Consider the following 14,674-nt stretch of genomic DNA (forward strand, 5'->3'; position numbering starts at 1 on the left):
GCGCAAGAACCATTCCCGCGCAAGCTGCCAGCGGCATGCGCGCCGCGCGCGGCGGAAACGCAAGCCGTGTGCCGCGGATTGCCAGGCAAGTGCTGCGCGCGTTGTAGGACTGCGCCCGCTGCACATCGGCCCCATGCCCTCCATACAATGAAATCAGCATGCCGCGGCGCCGGCGCACCGCGCGAACGAGCAAGGCGCAACAGAGGAGCGCAACGATGAGCAAGTCCAGCCCGAACCTGCCGCGCGTCAATCATCAGCCAGCGTCTAGGCGTGACAGCGTATTGCACGCGTTTGACCGCTTCGCGGGTGGTGCCACGCGCCGAGCCGGCTCTCCCACTGCATTTGTGCTCGCGCTCGGCGTGGTGGCCGCCTGGGCCATCACCGGGCCCATGTTCGGGTTCTCCGAGACCTGGCAGCTGGTCATCAACACCGGCACCACCATCGTCACCTTCCTGATGGTGTTCCTGATCCAGCAGAGCCAGAACAAGGACGCCGTCGCGGTCCACCTCAAGCTCAACGAGCTGCTGGCCTCGCACCGCGAAGCCAGCAACATGCTGGTCTCGATCGAAGACCTCGACGAGGAAGAGTTGCGGCAGCTGGTGAACTTCTACCGCCACCTGGCCGAGCTGGCCGATAAGGAAAACGGGCTCAAGATGAGCCATTCGCTGGACGAGGCGCGCGAGAACCACGCGGCCAAGCAGCAGGCCCGCGCCTCGCGGCAGTACCGCCCGAAGGACGGCGGCGGCGGCGCCGATGCGCATGCCATTGCCGACGCCAGTCCATAAGCCGCTCTACCGGGCAGCGGCACGCATGCCGTTTGCCGCGGTAGTCGTCAACTTGTCGCGCCAACCAGGTCATCGAGCAAGGAGCCACCCCGTGTCCGATCCGAACAAGGCAAGCAAGCGCAAGCAGATGGAAGCGGCCGGCGCTGCGTCCCGCACGGTCATGGTGTACGGCTGCGACTCGCTGGGGCAGCCGGACAGCCACCTTGGCACCACCATGGCCAATATCGCGCGCAAGGTGGCCGAGATCGCGGGGATCGGCTACGCCGGCACCTATGATGAAACCGCGCCCGGCCAGCCGCGGCCCTACCTGGTGCCGGCGCAGACGCTGGTCGGGCAGGACCTTGCCGCGCGCCTTGGCGTGCAGGGAAAGGGCGACCTGTTCGGCGGCGTGGTGCCGTACGCGTTCGTCGCCACCAAGGCGATCACGCACGGCCTGGTCGAGCCGGGCGCGGCTGCGCCCGAAGGATGGAGCGACGCTTTCGTGCAGCGTGTGGTCGGCGCCACCCTGCCGGGCTTTACTGCGTTCACCCTTGCCGATGCGCGCACCGCCGGCACGCGCCTGCTGGCACTGGGTCCGGTGCGGCTGAAGGAGCCATGCGGCATCGGCGGGCTGGGCCAGTGCGTGGTCGACAGCGCGCGCGCGCTGGACGAAGCGCTTGCCGCCATGCCCGCTGCGGTGGTGGAGGCCCACGGCATCGTGGTGGAACGCGACCTCGACGCGCCGCAGACCTATAGCGTCGGCCAGGTGGAATTGGCCGGGCTGCGCGCCAGCTATTGCGGCACGCAGGGTCTGACGCAGAACAACCGTGGCCAGAAGGTCTACGGCGGCTCGACGCTGACGGTGGTGCGCGGCGGTTTCGACACGCTGCTGGAGCAGCCGTTCGACGCACGGACGCTGGCCGCGGTGCGCGCGGCGATGGTGTACCACGATGCCGCGCTGTCCTGCTATGGCGGCATGGTGCTGACCCGCTGCAACTACGACGTGGCCTTCGGCCCGGCCGCTGGTCCCGACGCCGACCGCGAGCAGGTGCTCGGCGGCGTGCTCGAGCAGTCGTGGCGCGTAGGCGGTGCCACCGGTGCCGAGCTGGCGGCACTGGAGGCGCTGCGCAACGATCCGGACCGCGCCCGCGTGGTCGCATCCACGCGCGAGGTGTATGGCGCCAACGTGCGGGTGCCCGCCGGCGCCGTGATCTATTTCCAGGGAGAGGACCGCCACGTCGGCCCCCTGACCAAGTACGCAAGGCTGGAGCCCGATTCCCATGGCAACCCATGAAGAACTGCTGCAGATCCAGAGCGAGGGCGGCACCATTGCCGGCACCCTCATCAGTCCGGAGACGAAGTTGCCGGGCGTGCTGTTCGTGCACGGCTGGGGCGGCAGCCAGCAGCAATACCTGGCGCGCGCGCGCAAGGTTGCGGGGCTGGGCTGCGTCTGCCTGACCTTCGACCTGACCGGCCACGCCGGCACCAGGTCGCAATACGAGACCGTCACCCGCATGCGCAACCTGGCCGATGTGGTCGCCGCGTACGACACGCTGGTACGGCAGCCGGAAGTCGATCGCAACGCCATCGCGGTGGTGGGCAGCAGCTACGGCGGCTACCTGGCGGCGCTGCTGAGCGCGATGCGCCCGGTGCGCTGGATGGGTTTCCGCGCGCCGGCGCTGTACATGGATTCCGGCTGGGAACTGCCCAAGCGCCAGCTGCACCGCGAACAGGATCTGGTGGCGTACCGGCGCAGCGTGGTCGCGCCCGAAGACAACCGCGCCGTGCGCGCCTGCGCGGAATTCGGCGGCGACGTGCTGGTGATCGAATCCGAGCACGACCAGGTGGTTCCGCACGCCGCGGTGATGAGCTATGTCGACGCCTGCGTGCATGCCAACTCGATGACCTACCGCGTGATCAAGGGCGCCGACCATGGGCTGACCGAGGAGGAGAGCCAGCGCGCGTACAGCAGCCTGCTGGTCAACTGGCTGCGCGAGATGATCACCGTGGCGCGCGCCGGCCCGGTCAGCGCCGACAGTGCCTTGCAGCCCAAGCCGCCACGCGCGGCGCCGGAGCCCGACGGCGATGCTGCCGGCATGGGCGGGGAGCTGCCCTCGTCAGCCCCGGCCAGTGCCGGATAGTGCCCGGATAGTGCCCGGATAATGCCCGGATAGTGCCGGCCCCGGAACGCAACGCGCATGGACAGCATCCTCACCGCCACCGAGCCCGCCGCGACGCTTGACGCCGTGCTGCGCGATGCCGGCCTGCGCTATGTCGACGACAGCAGCCCTGGCATTACCCGGTGCCGCCAGGGCAGCGGCTTCAGCTATATCGATCCCGATGGCGAACGCGTGCGCGACGCAACCACGCTGGCCCGCATTGCCGCGCTGGCCATCCCTCCGGCGTACGAGTCGGTGTGGATCTGCCCGGATGCGCGCGGCCACCTGCAGGCCACGGGGCGAGACGCGCGCGGGCGCAAGCAGTACGTCTACCACCCCGAATGGGCGGCACTGCGCGATTCAGACAAGTACGCGCGCCTGCCAGCCTTCGGCGCGGTGCTGCCACGGCTGCGCGCCCGTGCCGCGCGCGACCTGGGCCGCAACGGCATGCCGCGTGAAAAGGTCGTGGCGGCGGTGGTGGTGCTGCTCGATGCCACGCTGGTGCGGGTGGGCTCGCCGCGCTACGCGCAGCAGAACCGCACTTATGGCCTGACCACGCTGCGGCGCCGGCATGTGACCGTGCGCGGCAGCCGGCTGCGCTTCCAGTTCACCGGCAAGAGCGGCATCACCCACGACGTCTCGGTCAACGACCCGCGCCTGGCGCGCGTCGTGCGCAACTGCGCCGACCTGCCGGGCCAGCGGCTGTTCAAGTACCGCGACAGCGACGGCGAGATCCGCGAGATCGGCTCGGCCGACGTGAATGCCTACCTGAAGGAGGCGACGGGCGGCGAATTCACCGCCAAGGATTTCCGCACCTGGGCCGGCAGCGTGCATGCGCTGGCAATCCTGCGCAAGCTGCCGGAAGCCGCCAGCGAAACCGCGCGCAAGAAGGCCGTGGCCGACGCGATCCGGGAGGTGGCGCGACAGCTGCGCAATACCATGGCGGTTTGCCGCAAGTGCTATGTGCATCCCGGCGTCATCGAGGCTTACCTGTGCGGTGTGCTCGAAGCCGGCGGAAAGGCGCCGACGGTGGCCAGGCTGCGCGCTGACGAAGCCCGCTTGCTGCATTTGCTGCAAGCGGTGCGGCGCGATGACTGAGCGGCCAATTGCCGGGCATCGGGCCGGCCGTCGGGCCGGGGCGTCAGCCGCCACCGGGCTTCAGCACCGCAGCGGACCGATATAGCCGGGCAGTTCGCGCGCACCCGCGGCATGCGCCAGGCGGAACGCGCGCGTCAGGGCGTCGGCGAAGTGATGCGCCGTGTCGAACGGACCCGGCACATTGCGGCGGAAATAATCGGCCCAGCGGAAATCCGGGTAGGCGGTCTTGACCTTGCGATAGCCCCCGGCGAGCTGCACGAATGCTTCAAGACTGCGGTAGGGGTCGTCGCGCATGTCGTGGACGGCCACGGGCAGCTCGGTCAGCGGCCGGCGGCGGCCGTGCTCGTCATAGGGGTGGACCAGGTGGTTGGTGACCATGTAGCGCCAGAACGCCGGCACATCGAGGTCGCTGACATCGGCGCGGACAATGCCGGGCACGTGGCTCAGGCCGAGGTCGTGCCAGGCGCGCACCCAGTGGTGATGGTCGACCACGTAGAGGCCCTGTTCCGGCCCGATTATCAGGTGGACGCGGTGCCGGTCCAGGAACGCTGCGCGGTGCTCGGGCGGCACGCGGCGCGTTGCGTGGACCTTTTGCGCGACGTGGTAGCCGCCGACAGTGATCTGGGTCGGGTGCAGCGCGTCCAGGGGCACCATCAGCTTGGCACCACGACGAAGTTTGCGGGGATGGCGTGGCATATCGGCGCGGCGCGGCCAGGCGCTTCTTAGACGCGCCGCGCCGGATGACTGGCGCTCAGCTCTTGTTCAGCGTGCGCTCCGGCGACGTGCCGGTATCCGCCGCGCTGCCGGCAGTGTCTTCGCCACCAACCTCGGAGCCCGCGGCCCATGCCGAGCCCTGGCCGCCTTGCCCGCGTTCCACGCGCAGCCGGTTGTCGACCTCGGTCACGCCGAACACCGCATCGGCGATTTCCTCGATGACATACTTCTCGCGGCGCTCGCGCACGGTGCCGTCCAGCGTGACCACGCCGTTGGCGACTTCCACGCTGACTTCGCCGACATCGATGTAGGGATTCATGGCGAGGCGCTCGCAGACGTCCTCGCGCACCCGCTCATCCGAGCGGCGGTAGCCCTTGGGGCCGGTCATGCGCCTGCCGGCTTGCTGGCTGCGCTGGCTCCATCCCTGCGCGGCCGCCTGCTGGCCAAAGGCCCGGCTGCGGCGATAGCCGTAGTCGTCCGGGTAGACCCGCTGCCCGCCGCTGAATGACTGGCCGCCGCTGGCGGAATCGCCATAGTAGCCGCTGCCATAGCTCGGCTCGCCGCCGCGCTGGCCGCGGTCGCGCTCCATGCCTTCGCGCCAGTGCATGGCGCGGCCGCCGCGCTCGCCACGTTGGCCCCGCTCATCGCGCTCATCGCGCTCATCGCGCTCGCCGCCACGGCCGCGCGGCCCGAAGCGGTCTTCGTCGCGGTAACCATAGCCCGATTCGCGCTCCTGGGCGTGATAGCCGCTGTCTTGCGCCGACGGACGGTAGCCGCCGTAGCCGCTGCTGTAAGGATGGCCGGTGCCGCCGGCATCCGATGCGCCATAGCCCGGCTGGCCCCAGCTGCCGCGGCCCTGGCCGGAGGGCGTGTCCTGCTGGTACCACGGACCGCCGTGGCGCGCGGATTCGCTGCCGCGGCGTTCATCGCCACGTTCGTTGCCGTACTGGCCACCCGAGCGGCCGCGGCTTTCGCCGCGCCACTCGCCGCGGCCCTCGCGCTCGTCACTGCGCTCGTCACCGCGCCAGTCTTCGCCCCATTCCTGGCCCCAGTCTTCCGAGCCGCTGCCCCGGCTCTCGTCGCGCCGGCCCGCTTGCTGGCGCTGGCCCTGATTTCCGCCGCGGCTGCCGCGGTCGTTGCGGAAGTTGAACATTGCTTGCCTCCTGGCTGAATGGTCCGGCTGGGCCGTTGCCTGCGCAAAGCTGGCTGCGGCGCCGGGCCGTTGAAGTGCGGTGGTTTCCGCAGGGTTTCCGCAGGGGAAAGCCGCAAAATCCGTGCCCCTTCGCTGCCGCGCCCGCACGCCGCCGCGGGCGTGGCACCGCTGTAAGGATTGCCGGGCGATGTAACGGTTACGGGCGGCTGCGACGTCACCGCAGTTGGCGCGGCGCGCTGCGGGGGCAGCATGCCGGGTGCCTCCCAGCGGCATGGAACTTGCGCGGCACGCGCAAGGGCCAGCGCGCCCTCCACAGACAGGAGTCAGCCATGTCCACACCGAAGAGCGTCCCACCCCAGCACCAGGACCGCCAACCCGGGCTGGAAGCGCCCATGCGGCCGCAGCCGGACAGCGGCGCGGACGACTACGTCGGCAGCGGCCGCCTGCAAGGGCGCGTGGCGCTGATCACCGGCGGCGACAGCGGCATCGGCCGCGCCATAGCGGTGGCTTTTGCGCGCGAAGGCGCTGACATTGTCATTGCCTACCTCGACGAGCATGCCGACGCCCGCGAAGCCGTCGAACTGGTCGAAGCCTCCGGACGCAAGTGCCTCGCCGTCGCGGGCGATCTTGCCGACCGCAGCCATGCCGAGGGGGTTGCGCGCCAGACGCTGCAGCAATTCGGCAAGCTCGATATCCTGGTCAACAACGCCGCCGAGCAGCATCCCGAGAAGTCCCTGGAAGACGTCGAAGAAAGCCAGGTCGAGGCCACCTTCCGCACCAATGTCTTTGCGATGTTTCACCTGACGCGCGCGGTGCTGCCGCACATGAAGGCGGGCGCGTCGATCCTGAACACCACGTCGGTGACTGCGTATCGCGGCAGCAAGCATCTGCTCGACTACTCCGCGACCAAGGGCGCGATCGTGTCGTTCACGCGCTCGCTCGCGCTGCAGGTGGTTGAACGCGGCATCCGCGTCAATGGTGTTGCGCCGGGCCCGATCTGGACCCCGCTGATCCCGTCCACCTTTACAGCGGAGGAAGTCGCCGAGTTCGGCAAGAAGACGCCGATGGGCCGGCCGGGGCAGCCATTCGAAGTGGCGGCGGGCTTCGTGTTCCTGGCCTCGGATGCGGCCAGCTATATCACGGGGCAGATCCTGCACATCAACGGCGGCGAGGTCGTCAACGGCTGAACCAGCCGCGCATGTAGTTCGGGCGCTGCGCTTGCAAAAATTGCACGTGCCGCGCGCCGCCTCGGCCGCCAGCGTGCAGGTCCGGCGCGGGCGTGGCTCTTGCAAGCGGCGAAACTACCGCATCCATTCATCGATACAGGGAGCCACCATGTCACCGATCGTAGCGGGTCGCTTCGACTCCATCGCCAGCGCCGAAGAGGCGGCGCGGATCCTGTTCGCGCGGGGTTTTTCGGTATGGGACGTTTCCATCATGTCGGTACGGCCGCAAGGCGAGGTGCAGGCCGGGACGCAAGCCGAGACCCACACCGACAATAGCGCCGGCAACGTGATGCTGGCCGCCTGCGTCGGCAATGGGCTGTCGTCGGTTGCGGTGGACGTGCTGCGCGAAGCCGGCGCGAGCCACCTCGAGCGTGCGCAGGGCTGCTGGGAATGCGGGCAGTGGACCGACTTCGACCCGAACGTGCACGGCGAGCCGGTGCAGGACGTTGAAGGCGAATACTGGCCACGGCCGCTGGCACGGGAGTCGGTCGCCGAGCAGTCCACCGGCAACGAAGACCCGGGCAGCGAGCTGGAGCATTTCGTCAACCAGAAGCGTGCCGAACACGACTGAGCGGCGCGACCGCGCCATTCCCCGGAACGGCAACGCCATTGCCGAACTCGCGCGCCTGCGCCCTACGCAACTCACGCTGGGCTATGCCCACGTCAGCCAAAAAAAAGAAGTCACACAGCGCCACGCGGATCGCAACGACGGCGAGGCGCTGCGGCGCTTCATGCGCAGGCACCGCATCAAGACCATTGCGGGCCCCGGCGGCAGCCTCTATATCGTCGATCATCATCACTGGGCGCGCGCCTGGCTGGAGCTGGGATACCAATGGGGGCCGGTGCGCATCCTGCGCGACCTGAGCGCACTGAGTCCGTCCGCGTTCTGGAAGCGCATGCGCCAGCTCAACCACGTCCATCCATATGACGAGCACGGCGAGCTACACGGCCCCAGGGCGCTGCCGCCCACGGTGATGGGGATGCTCGACGACCCGTACCGCAGCCTGGCGGCATTTGCGCGCATGGCGGGCGCCTACCGCAAGCCGGGCAATGCCTATGGGGATTTCCGCTGGGCCGGCTTCCTGCGCGAGCGCGTGGTGCAGGATCATGACAGCATCGCCGGCTTCGGACTGGCGCTGGCCGAATCGATCAGGCTAGCGCGCAGTTCCCAGGCCAGGGAGCTGCCAGGATTTTGCGGCGGACCTGCAAACAGCAAGAAAGGGAAAGGCTGAAACGGCGCGGCGAGGGAGCGCTGAGATTCGCGCCCGTGGCGCGTCGTCCCCGCGCGAGCGGGAACGACGGGGTGCGTGAACGCGTCAGCGTTCCGATTTGTGCTTTGGCAGCTTCTTGGTCTTGGTCGATGCCATCTTGTCGAGTTCTTTCTCGCTCATCGACTTGTACATCGAACGCGAAGCGCCCTTCAGCGATCCGGCCTTGGTTTCCCCGCGCTTGGCGGAGAGCGCCGCTCCAGCGGCCTGCTGTTGCGCCTTCGATTTGGCTGGCATGTCAGTCTCCTGGATAGGGTGAAGGAAAAACGGGCGATGCGGCAGACAGGCCCGGCGTGAGCAGCGATGCCGCTCATGCCGGGCCTGCCTGCCGCCGTTGCCCGCTGGACGGCCGGGACGCTATATCCGGCCGAGAACCACGAGCAGCAGCACAATCAGGACGATCAAGCCCAGGCCGCCGCTTGGCCAGTAGCCCCAGCCGGAACTGTACGGCCAGGCCGGCAGGGCGCCGACCAGCAGCAGGACAAGAATGATCAGAAGAATAGTGCCGATTCCCATGGCGTGCTCCTTGTTCGTGGATCGGGGAAGCCGGGGGCTTCCGTACCGAAGCGGCCCGCGCATCTGAAAGGCCACTGCTCAAGGTTCAGCCTACGTCAAGGCTCGCCTGCGTCCCCCCGGGCAGGGACTGATAACGGTGTAGGAATCGGACGACGCCGTGCGCGATGCGCCTTTGGCGCGCTGCACACGGCTCGTGCAGCACATTGGCGCCGTTGTGGCCGCGCGCTCAGCCCGCTTCGGTCAGGCCGTGCTCGACCGCGTAGACTGCCACCTGCACGCGGCTGGCGAGGTTGAGCTTCTTCAGGATGTTCTGCACGTGGATCTTCACTGTGCTTTCGGCCACGCCGAGATCGCGCGCGATCTCCTTGTTGCTTTCGCCGCGTGCCAGCCCCTGCACGATCTCGCGCTCGCGCGCGGTCAGGCGCGGCGCGTCGTCGTGGCGCGCCGCGCCGGCGGGAGTCGGCGTGCGGAACTGCGCCACCAGCTTGGCCGTCATGCTGTCGGAGATCACCGGCTCGCCCGCGGCGGCGCGGCGGATGCCGGCGATCAGCGCCTCGGTCTCGATGTTCTTGATCAGGTAGCCGCGCGCACCGCTGCGCAGCGCGGCGGCCAGCTCCTCGGCCTCTTCGGACACGGTCAGCACGATCACCGCGGTCTGCGGCAGGTCTTCCACCAGCAGCTGCAGCGCCTCCAGCCCGGACAGGCCGGGCATGTTGAGGTCCAGCAGGATCACGTCGGGGCGATGCTGCTTGGCGCGCTTGATGCCCTCCACGCCGTCGGCGGCTTCGTCGACGATCTCGAAGTCGGTCTGTCGCTGCAGCAGCGCGCGGATGCCGGAGCGGAACAGGGTATGGTCGTCGATCAGCAGGATGCGGATGGTCATGGCTGGGTCTCTGTGTTCTGTGGGGCGCGGCGCGGCAGCACCAGTTCGATGCGCACGCCACGGCCGGGGGCCGCCTGCACATGCAGCTGGGCGCCCAGGCGCGCGGCGCGCTCGCGCATGATGTTCAGGCCGATATGCGCGTCGGCGCGCGTGGCGGGTTCGGCAGGATCGAAGCCTTCGCCGTCGTCCTCAACCACCAGGCGGAAGTCGCGGCCGTGGCTGAGCGCCACCGTCACGTGCGCGGCCAGCGCATGCTTGCGCACGTTGGAGAGCGCTTCCTGCAGGATGAAGAGCACCTGCAGCTGCTGTTCCGGCGCCAGCGGCCGGCCGCCGGCGCCGTTGCCGTCGGCATGCTCGTCGATGGTGAGCGTGGCTTCGGTGCGGCACTGGCGGCGGAAGCGCGCCACGGTGTCTTCCACTGCCGGGCGCAGTTCGCCGCCGCCCAGGCGCGAGCGGAAATTGTTGAGCAGCTCGCGCACGTCCTGGTAGCTCTCCTCCACGCCGTGGCGCAGCATCGGCACGATCTCGCGGGTCTCGGCGAGATCGTCGCGCGCGACCGCGTCGTCAAGCAGTTGCACCTGCAGGTTCAGGTAGTTCAGCCCCTGCGCAATGCTGTCGTGCAGGCCCTGCGCCACCAGATTGCGTTCTTCCACCACCGCCAGCTGGCGCGCCGTCGCCGACAGCCGCAAGTGCTCCAGCGCCGTGCCCAGGTGCTGGCCCAGTGTTTCGAGCAGTTGCCGGTCGGAGGCGGGCAGCGCGCGCGGGGCGCGGAAATGCAGCGCGAACACGCCGGTGGCGCCGCGCTGGCTTTCGATGCGGAAGGCCGCCAGCGCGCGGAAGCCGTTGCGCGCGCACGGCGTGCCGTCCTCCATGGCCGTGGCGCCCTGCCTGCCGTCCTGCATGCCGCGCAGGTCGGTGATGGTAATCACGGCCTCGCGCGTCGCGTCGCCGCAGTGGCAGGCATCGGCGGCGGCGCACGACGCGGCCTCGGCCAGCGCCGCGGGCAGGCCCGCGCTGGCCAGCAGGTGCATGCGGTTGTGGCGTGGGTCGAGCACGCGCACGCTGCCGCCCTCGGCGTCGAACTGGCGCATCACGCGCGCCAGGAAGCCGCGCGCCATGGTGTCGGCGTCGCGGGCCTGGTTCAGGAACGCCGCCATGTCGTACAGCTCCTCCAGGTCGCGGTTCTGGCGTTCCAGCTCGGCGGTCTTCTGCGCCACGCGAGTCTCCAGGTCGTGATACAGGCTTTGCAGTTCGCCGGCCATGCGGTTGAAGCCTTCGCTGAGGGTGCCGAACTCGTCGCGCGTCTCCACCGGCAGGCGCAGCGAGAACTCGCGCGCGGCCATGCGCCGCAGGCCGTCCTGCAGCCGCAGCACCGGCAGGATGATCCACAGGTAGAGCAGGTAGATCACGGCCACGGTGCCCACGCAGGCCATCAGCGCCAGCGCCGTCTGCGACAGCCGCAGCAGGTCGGTCTTGCGCGCGCTGTCGTGCTCGATCATGCCGACCAGCTTGTCGGCCTGCGCCACGAAGCCCGGCAGCGCGGCGATATAGCGCGCCGGCGCGGTGCTGTCGGTGCCGGCCATGGCGATCGGGCGCAGCTGGGTGTGCCAGTCCTGCGTCACGCGCGCGAGCTGGGCGTGGATGGCGGGTTCGTCGGGCAGGAACAGCGGGCGCGACGGGTTGCCGCGGCGCAGCTGCGCCAGCGTGCCGTCCAGCGCCTGCACCTGCATCGCCAGCGCATTGCCGCGCTGCGCGTGCGCCAGCGTCAGCTCGATCGCGACCCGGTTGGCGCGCATGCGCAGGCTGCCGGCGTCATTGATGGCGGCGCCGGCGCCTTCGAGCTTCCAGGACAGCCACAGCGTGCCGGAGATCATGCCGAGGACGACCAGCAGAACGGCCAGCGACAGCGAGATGATGCGCGTGGAAAGGCGGTGGCGCAGCGGGGTGGCGGCCTGCGCTTCGGCCGGGGGATCGGCCGGGGGATCGGCCGATAGATCGGTGTAAGGCATGGTTCGGTATCGGGGGCTACCTGTCAGGGGAACGCCGGCGTACTGTCAGTCGCGTCAGTCGCGCGCGCGTCTCGAAGGCAATTCTCCACGTGACAGGCGCTGCACTACCTGCGCCAGATCAACAAAACGCGAGGTCGGCCAATTCGCATGTGCGCCCGGGATCGCATTGCTCGTCCGCAGTCAAGCGTGATGGCGATGAATACGACGCTACAGCATGTCACGTTGTGATATATCGACACGCCAGTCCCCTTACACCGGCTATTGGCGCCCGACTTATTCCCGATCAAATCCCCACGCCGGGCCGCGCCCTAGCATCCGGTCAATACCGGTCCGGAGAATCCACACCATGTCTGATGGCATCGACACCCTGGTGCAGCAGCACCGCAGTTGCGACGCCGCGCTGGCACGCCTGGAAGGCGCGCTGCGCGAAGCCGGCTGGACAGAGGCCGCCGCGGCCTTCGCCGAGCTGGAGACCGCGCTGGCCGGCAATTTCGGCGCGGAAGAGGCACGGCTGTTCCCCGCCTTCGAGCAGGCCACCGGCATGGCCGGCGGCCCGACCGCCGTGATGCGACAAGAACACGACGAAGTGCGCGCGCTGGTGGACAACGTGCGCGAATGGCTGTCGCTGCGCGACGCCAATGCGCTCGCGGCCGAGACCGACACGCTGGTGGTGCTGCTGCAGCAGCACAACATCAAGGAAGAGAATGTGCTGTTCCCGATGTGCCGCGCGCACGTGCCGGGGCTCGACGCCGTGCTCGACGGCATTGCCTAGCGCTGGCGACGCAGGGCAACCCAGATGAAGGCCGCCAACCTCGATTACGAGCGCGCGCCGCGTCCCGCGGTGGTGTTCGGTTGCCTGGTGCCGGCGCCGTGGCTGGGCGCCGCGGCAGGGTTGCTGCTCGCGGCGGGGCCCGCCGGCGGCTTGCCGGACCGCTTTGCGCCGCTGGCGCTGGTGGCGGTCCATGTGCTCGCGCTGGGCATGCTGATGCCGGTGATGGTGGGCGCGTTGTTCCAGATGATGCCGGTGGTGGCGGGCGTGGCCGTGCCGGGTGCCGGCGTGCTGGCACCGTTTGTCGCCGTGGCCGGTGCCGGCGTGGCCGCCGGGCTGGGCTTCGGGCTGCTTGGCGGCATGCCGCAAGGCATGCAGGCCGCCGCCGTGGCCGGCCTGCTGCTGTTGCTTGCCGGCGCGCTGCTGCTCATTGCCGGACGGCGCGTGGCCGCGGTCGACGCCACCACGCGCACGCTGGCCGGCATCGGCGCGCCGCTGCTGGCCGCGGTGCTGTGCGGCATCGCGCTTGCCGGCACCTTCGGCGGCTGGTGGCAGGTGCCGGTGGCGCCGGTGCTCGACATGCATATGGCCTGGGCGCTGGGCGGATGGCTGGCGGCACTGGTGGCCGGCGTGGCCACCACCGTGTTGCCGATGTTCTGGCAGACGCGGCGCCTGCCGGCAGCGCTGGCGCGTGGCCTGCCGATGGCGCACTGGGTGCCGCTGGCGCTGTTCAGCGGCGCAACCCTGCTATGGCCCGGCCAGCCTGCCCTGGGCCAGGCGGTGCTGCTGGCGTGGCTGGCGTTCGTCGCCGTGGTGGCCGCGTTCGGGCTGGCCGGCACCCTGCGCGCGCGGCGCCGCCAGGACCCGCTGTGGCTGCTGTGGCCGGTGGCCTGCGCCAGCATGCTGGGCGCGGCGGTGCTGGGCGCGGCGGCGATCGTGTGGCCCGCATCGGCTGCACCGCTGGCGTGGTGGGCCGGCACCATGGCGCTCATCGGCACCGGCGTGCTGCCGGTCACCGCGATGCTCGGCAAGATCGTGCCGTTCCTGGTCTGGCTGCACTTGCGCCGGCTGCTGCCGCCGCGCGCGCGCGTGCCGGCCATGCAGGCCATCATCGTGCCCGCCCGGCAGCGCCGCCAGGCGTGGCTGCTGCTGGCGGCCTACCTGCTGCTACTGGTGCTGCCGCTGGCGCCGGTGCCGCTGGCCCGCGCCGGCGGCCTGCTGCTTGCCGCGGCCAATGCCTGGCTCGGCTGGCAATTGTTGTCCGCGTTGCGCTGCATGCGGCAGATGCGCCGCAGTGGCGGCCTGCCGCCGCGCCATGCGGCCTGGAATGCTGAACGCAGTCATGCCGAAGGAGGTCATCACCATGGGTGAAGCCATCAACCTGGAAGCGCTGCCGTTGTTCCGCGGCGTCGATGCGGCCGTGGTGGCGCAGTTGCGCGCCGCGGCCACGCTGCGCTGCCTGCGCAAGGGCGAATACCTGTTCCGTGGCGGCGAGCCGTGCGCCGGCCTCTATATCGTGGCGGAGGGCCTGCTCAAGCTGGCGCTGCAGCCGCCCGCCGGCGACGAGGCCGCCTGCGAGCGCGCCATCGAAGTATTCGGCCCGGGCGCGGCCTTCGGCGAAGACCTGCTCTGCCTGGACGTGCCGGGGCGCATGGCCTGCCAGGCGCAGACGCGCACGCTGGTGCTGCAGATCGGCAAGGCGGCGCTGTGGCAGGCCGTCATGCAGGAGCCGCTGCTGGCCGCGCAGCTGTTGCGCAACCTGTCGGGCCGGCTGCATGGGCTGATGCGCGACATCGAGGCGATCAGCCTGCAGACCGCGCTGCAGCGCGTGGCTGGCTTCCTGCGCGAGCAGGCGTTTGCCACGCGGCGCACCTGGCTGGCCTGCACGCAGCGCGTGATTGCGTCAAAGCTGGGGATTACGCCCGAGACCCTGTCGCGCGTGATGCACAGGTTCTGCGCCGAGCGGCTGGTGCGGATCGAGCGCGGCAAGATCTACCTGATCGATCCGGATGGGTTGGCGCGCCAGGCCGGCGTGGAGGAGCCGGCGGTGGCCTGAATGTCGGCACGTCAGGCACGTCAGGCACGTCCGGTGCCGCGTGCCGGGGATCCGGACGC

The 14,674-nt window shown here is 69.8% G+C and carries 16 protein-coding genes; 10 read left to right on the forward strand and 6 right to left on the reverse strand.

Annotated elements, in window-relative coordinates; all coding sequences use genetic code 11:
• Window positions 1-215 precede the first annotated feature (215 nt).
• From AC5WJ1_RS22910 to AC5WJ1_RS22925, 4 genes are all read left to right on the forward strand, one after another.
• Window positions 216-785: a low affinity iron permease family protein gene (locus AC5WJ1_RS22910; RefSeq protein WP_135703253.1), complete on the forward strand. Its 570-nt coding sequence runs from the start codon at window positions 216-218 to the stop codon at window positions 783-785.
• A 91-nt stretch (window positions 786-876) separates the two neighbouring features.
• Entirely contained in the window at window positions 877-2,058 is a 1,182-nt protein-coding gene (locus AC5WJ1_RS22915; RefSeq protein ID WP_133095993.1) for a DUF3182 family protein, read from the forward strand.
• Window positions 2,045-2,905, forward strand: coding sequence for an alpha/beta hydrolase family protein (locus AC5WJ1_RS22920; RefSeq protein ID WP_135703252.1), 861 nt, complete (start codon window positions 2,045-2,047; stop codon window positions 2,903-2,905). Before AC5WJ1_RS22915 ends, AC5WJ1_RS22920 begins: the two co-directional genes overlap by 14 nt.
• 57 nt (window positions 2,906-2,962) lie before the next feature.
• Window positions 2,963-4,021 carry a DNA topoisomerase IB gene (locus AC5WJ1_RS22925; RefSeq protein ID WP_133095991.1) on the forward strand — a complete coding sequence of 353 codons (1,059 nt, stop codon included), beginning with the start codon at window positions 2,963-2,965 and terminating at the stop codon, window positions 4,019-4,021.
• A 60-nt stretch (window positions 4,022-4,081) separates the two neighbouring features.
• On the opposite strand, the gene AC5WJ1_RS22930 is transcribed toward AC5WJ1_RS22925, so the two are convergent.
• Both AC5WJ1_RS22930 and AC5WJ1_RS22935 read right to left on the reverse strand, forming a co-directional pair.
• Window positions 4,082-4,717 (reverse strand): ParB-like protein, encoded by a 636-nt coding sequence (locus tag AC5WJ1_RS22930; protein ID WP_135703251.1) that lies wholly within the window; start codon window positions 4,715-4,717, stop codon window positions 4,082-4,084.
• A 55-nt stretch (window positions 4,718-4,772) separates the two neighbouring features.
• Complete coding sequence (locus AC5WJ1_RS22935; RefSeq protein ID WP_135703250.1) at window positions 4,773-5,888, reverse strand: BON domain-containing protein; 1,116 nt, start codon at window positions 5,886-5,888, stop codon at window positions 4,773-4,775.
• Window positions 5,889-6,217: 329 nt separating this feature from the next.
• Between AC5WJ1_RS22935 and AC5WJ1_RS22940 the strand changes: the two genes are divergently transcribed.
• From AC5WJ1_RS22940 to AC5WJ1_RS22950, 3 genes are all read left to right on the forward strand, one after another.
• The gene (locus tag AC5WJ1_RS22940; RefSeq protein ID WP_135703249.1) at window positions 6,218-7,075 is read left to right on the forward strand and encodes an SDR family oxidoreductase; all 858 of its coding nucleotides are present in this window, start codon (window positions 6,218-6,220) and stop codon (window positions 7,073-7,075) included.
• Window positions 7,076-7,223: 148 nt separating this feature from the next.
• On the forward strand, window positions 7,224-7,685 hold the full coding sequence (locus AC5WJ1_RS22945) for a hypothetical protein (protein WP_135703248.1): 462 nt from the start codon (window positions 7,224-7,226) through the stop codon (window positions 7,683-7,685).
• Window positions 7,669-8,346, forward strand: a complete 678-nt coding sequence (locus AC5WJ1_RS22950) for a ParB/Srx family N-terminal domain-containing protein (RefSeq protein ID WP_240745845.1) — start codon at window positions 7,669-7,671, stop codon at window positions 8,344-8,346. The genes AC5WJ1_RS22945 and AC5WJ1_RS22950 overlap by 17 nt, the downstream gene beginning before the upstream one ends.
• Before the next feature lie 84 nt (window positions 8,347-8,430).
• Here AC5WJ1_RS22950 and AC5WJ1_RS22955 read toward each other — a convergent pair whose 3' ends face one another.
• The 4 genes from AC5WJ1_RS22955 to AC5WJ1_RS22970 all read right to left on the reverse strand — a co-directional run bounded on the left by AC5WJ1_RS22955 (window position 8,431) and on the right by AC5WJ1_RS22970 (window position 11,790).
• Window positions 8,431-8,619 carry a DUF3008 family protein gene (locus AC5WJ1_RS22955; RefSeq protein WP_133095986.1) on the reverse strand — a complete coding sequence of 63 codons (189 nt, stop codon included), beginning with the start codon at window positions 8,617-8,619 and terminating at the stop codon, window positions 8,431-8,433.
• Window positions 8,620-8,739: 120 nt separating this feature from the next.
• The gene (locus AC5WJ1_RS22960; protein ID WP_133095985.1) at window positions 8,740-8,898 is read right to left on the reverse strand and encodes a DUF3309 family protein; all 159 of its coding nucleotides are present in this window, start codon (window positions 8,896-8,898) and stop codon (window positions 8,740-8,742) included.
• Between the two features lie 226 nt (window positions 8,899-9,124).
• A complete protein-coding gene (locus tag AC5WJ1_RS22965) occupies window positions 9,125-9,781 on the reverse strand; it encodes a response regulator (RefSeq protein WP_133095984.1) in 657 nt (218 codons plus the stop codon).
• Window positions 9,778-11,790 (reverse strand): type IV pili methyl-accepting chemotaxis transducer N-terminal domain-containing protein, encoded by a 2,013-nt coding sequence (locus AC5WJ1_RS22970; protein ID WP_135703247.1) that lies wholly within the window; start codon window positions 11,788-11,790, stop codon window positions 9,778-9,780. The genes AC5WJ1_RS22965 and AC5WJ1_RS22970 overlap by 4 nt, the downstream gene beginning before the upstream one ends.
• 346 nt (window positions 11,791-12,136) lie before the next feature.
• Here AC5WJ1_RS22970 and AC5WJ1_RS22975 point away from each other — a divergent pair, with 346 nt between their 5' ends.
• The 3 genes from AC5WJ1_RS22975 to AC5WJ1_RS22985 are packed head-to-tail and all read left to right on the forward strand — an operon-like array spanning window position 12,137 to window position 14,615.
• Complete coding sequence (locus tag AC5WJ1_RS22975) at window positions 12,137-12,562, forward strand: hemerythrin domain-containing protein (RefSeq protein WP_133095982.1); 426 nt, start codon at window positions 12,137-12,139, stop codon at window positions 12,560-12,562.
• 24 nt (window positions 12,563-12,586) lie between these two features.
• Complete coding sequence (locus tag AC5WJ1_RS22980) at window positions 12,587-13,930, forward strand: hypothetical protein (RefSeq protein ID WP_494476568.1); 1,344 nt, start codon at window positions 12,587-12,589, stop codon at window positions 13,928-13,930.
• On the forward strand, window positions 13,902-14,615 hold the full coding sequence (locus AC5WJ1_RS22985) for a Crp/Fnr family transcriptional regulator (RefSeq protein WP_255519866.1): 714 nt from the start codon (window positions 13,902-13,904) through the stop codon (window positions 14,613-14,615). Before AC5WJ1_RS22980 ends, AC5WJ1_RS22985 begins: the two co-directional genes overlap by 29 nt.
• Window positions 14,616-14,674 lie beyond the last annotated feature (59 nt).

The sequence above is a fragment of the Cupriavidus sp. MEYA8 genome (assembly GCF_059278825.1).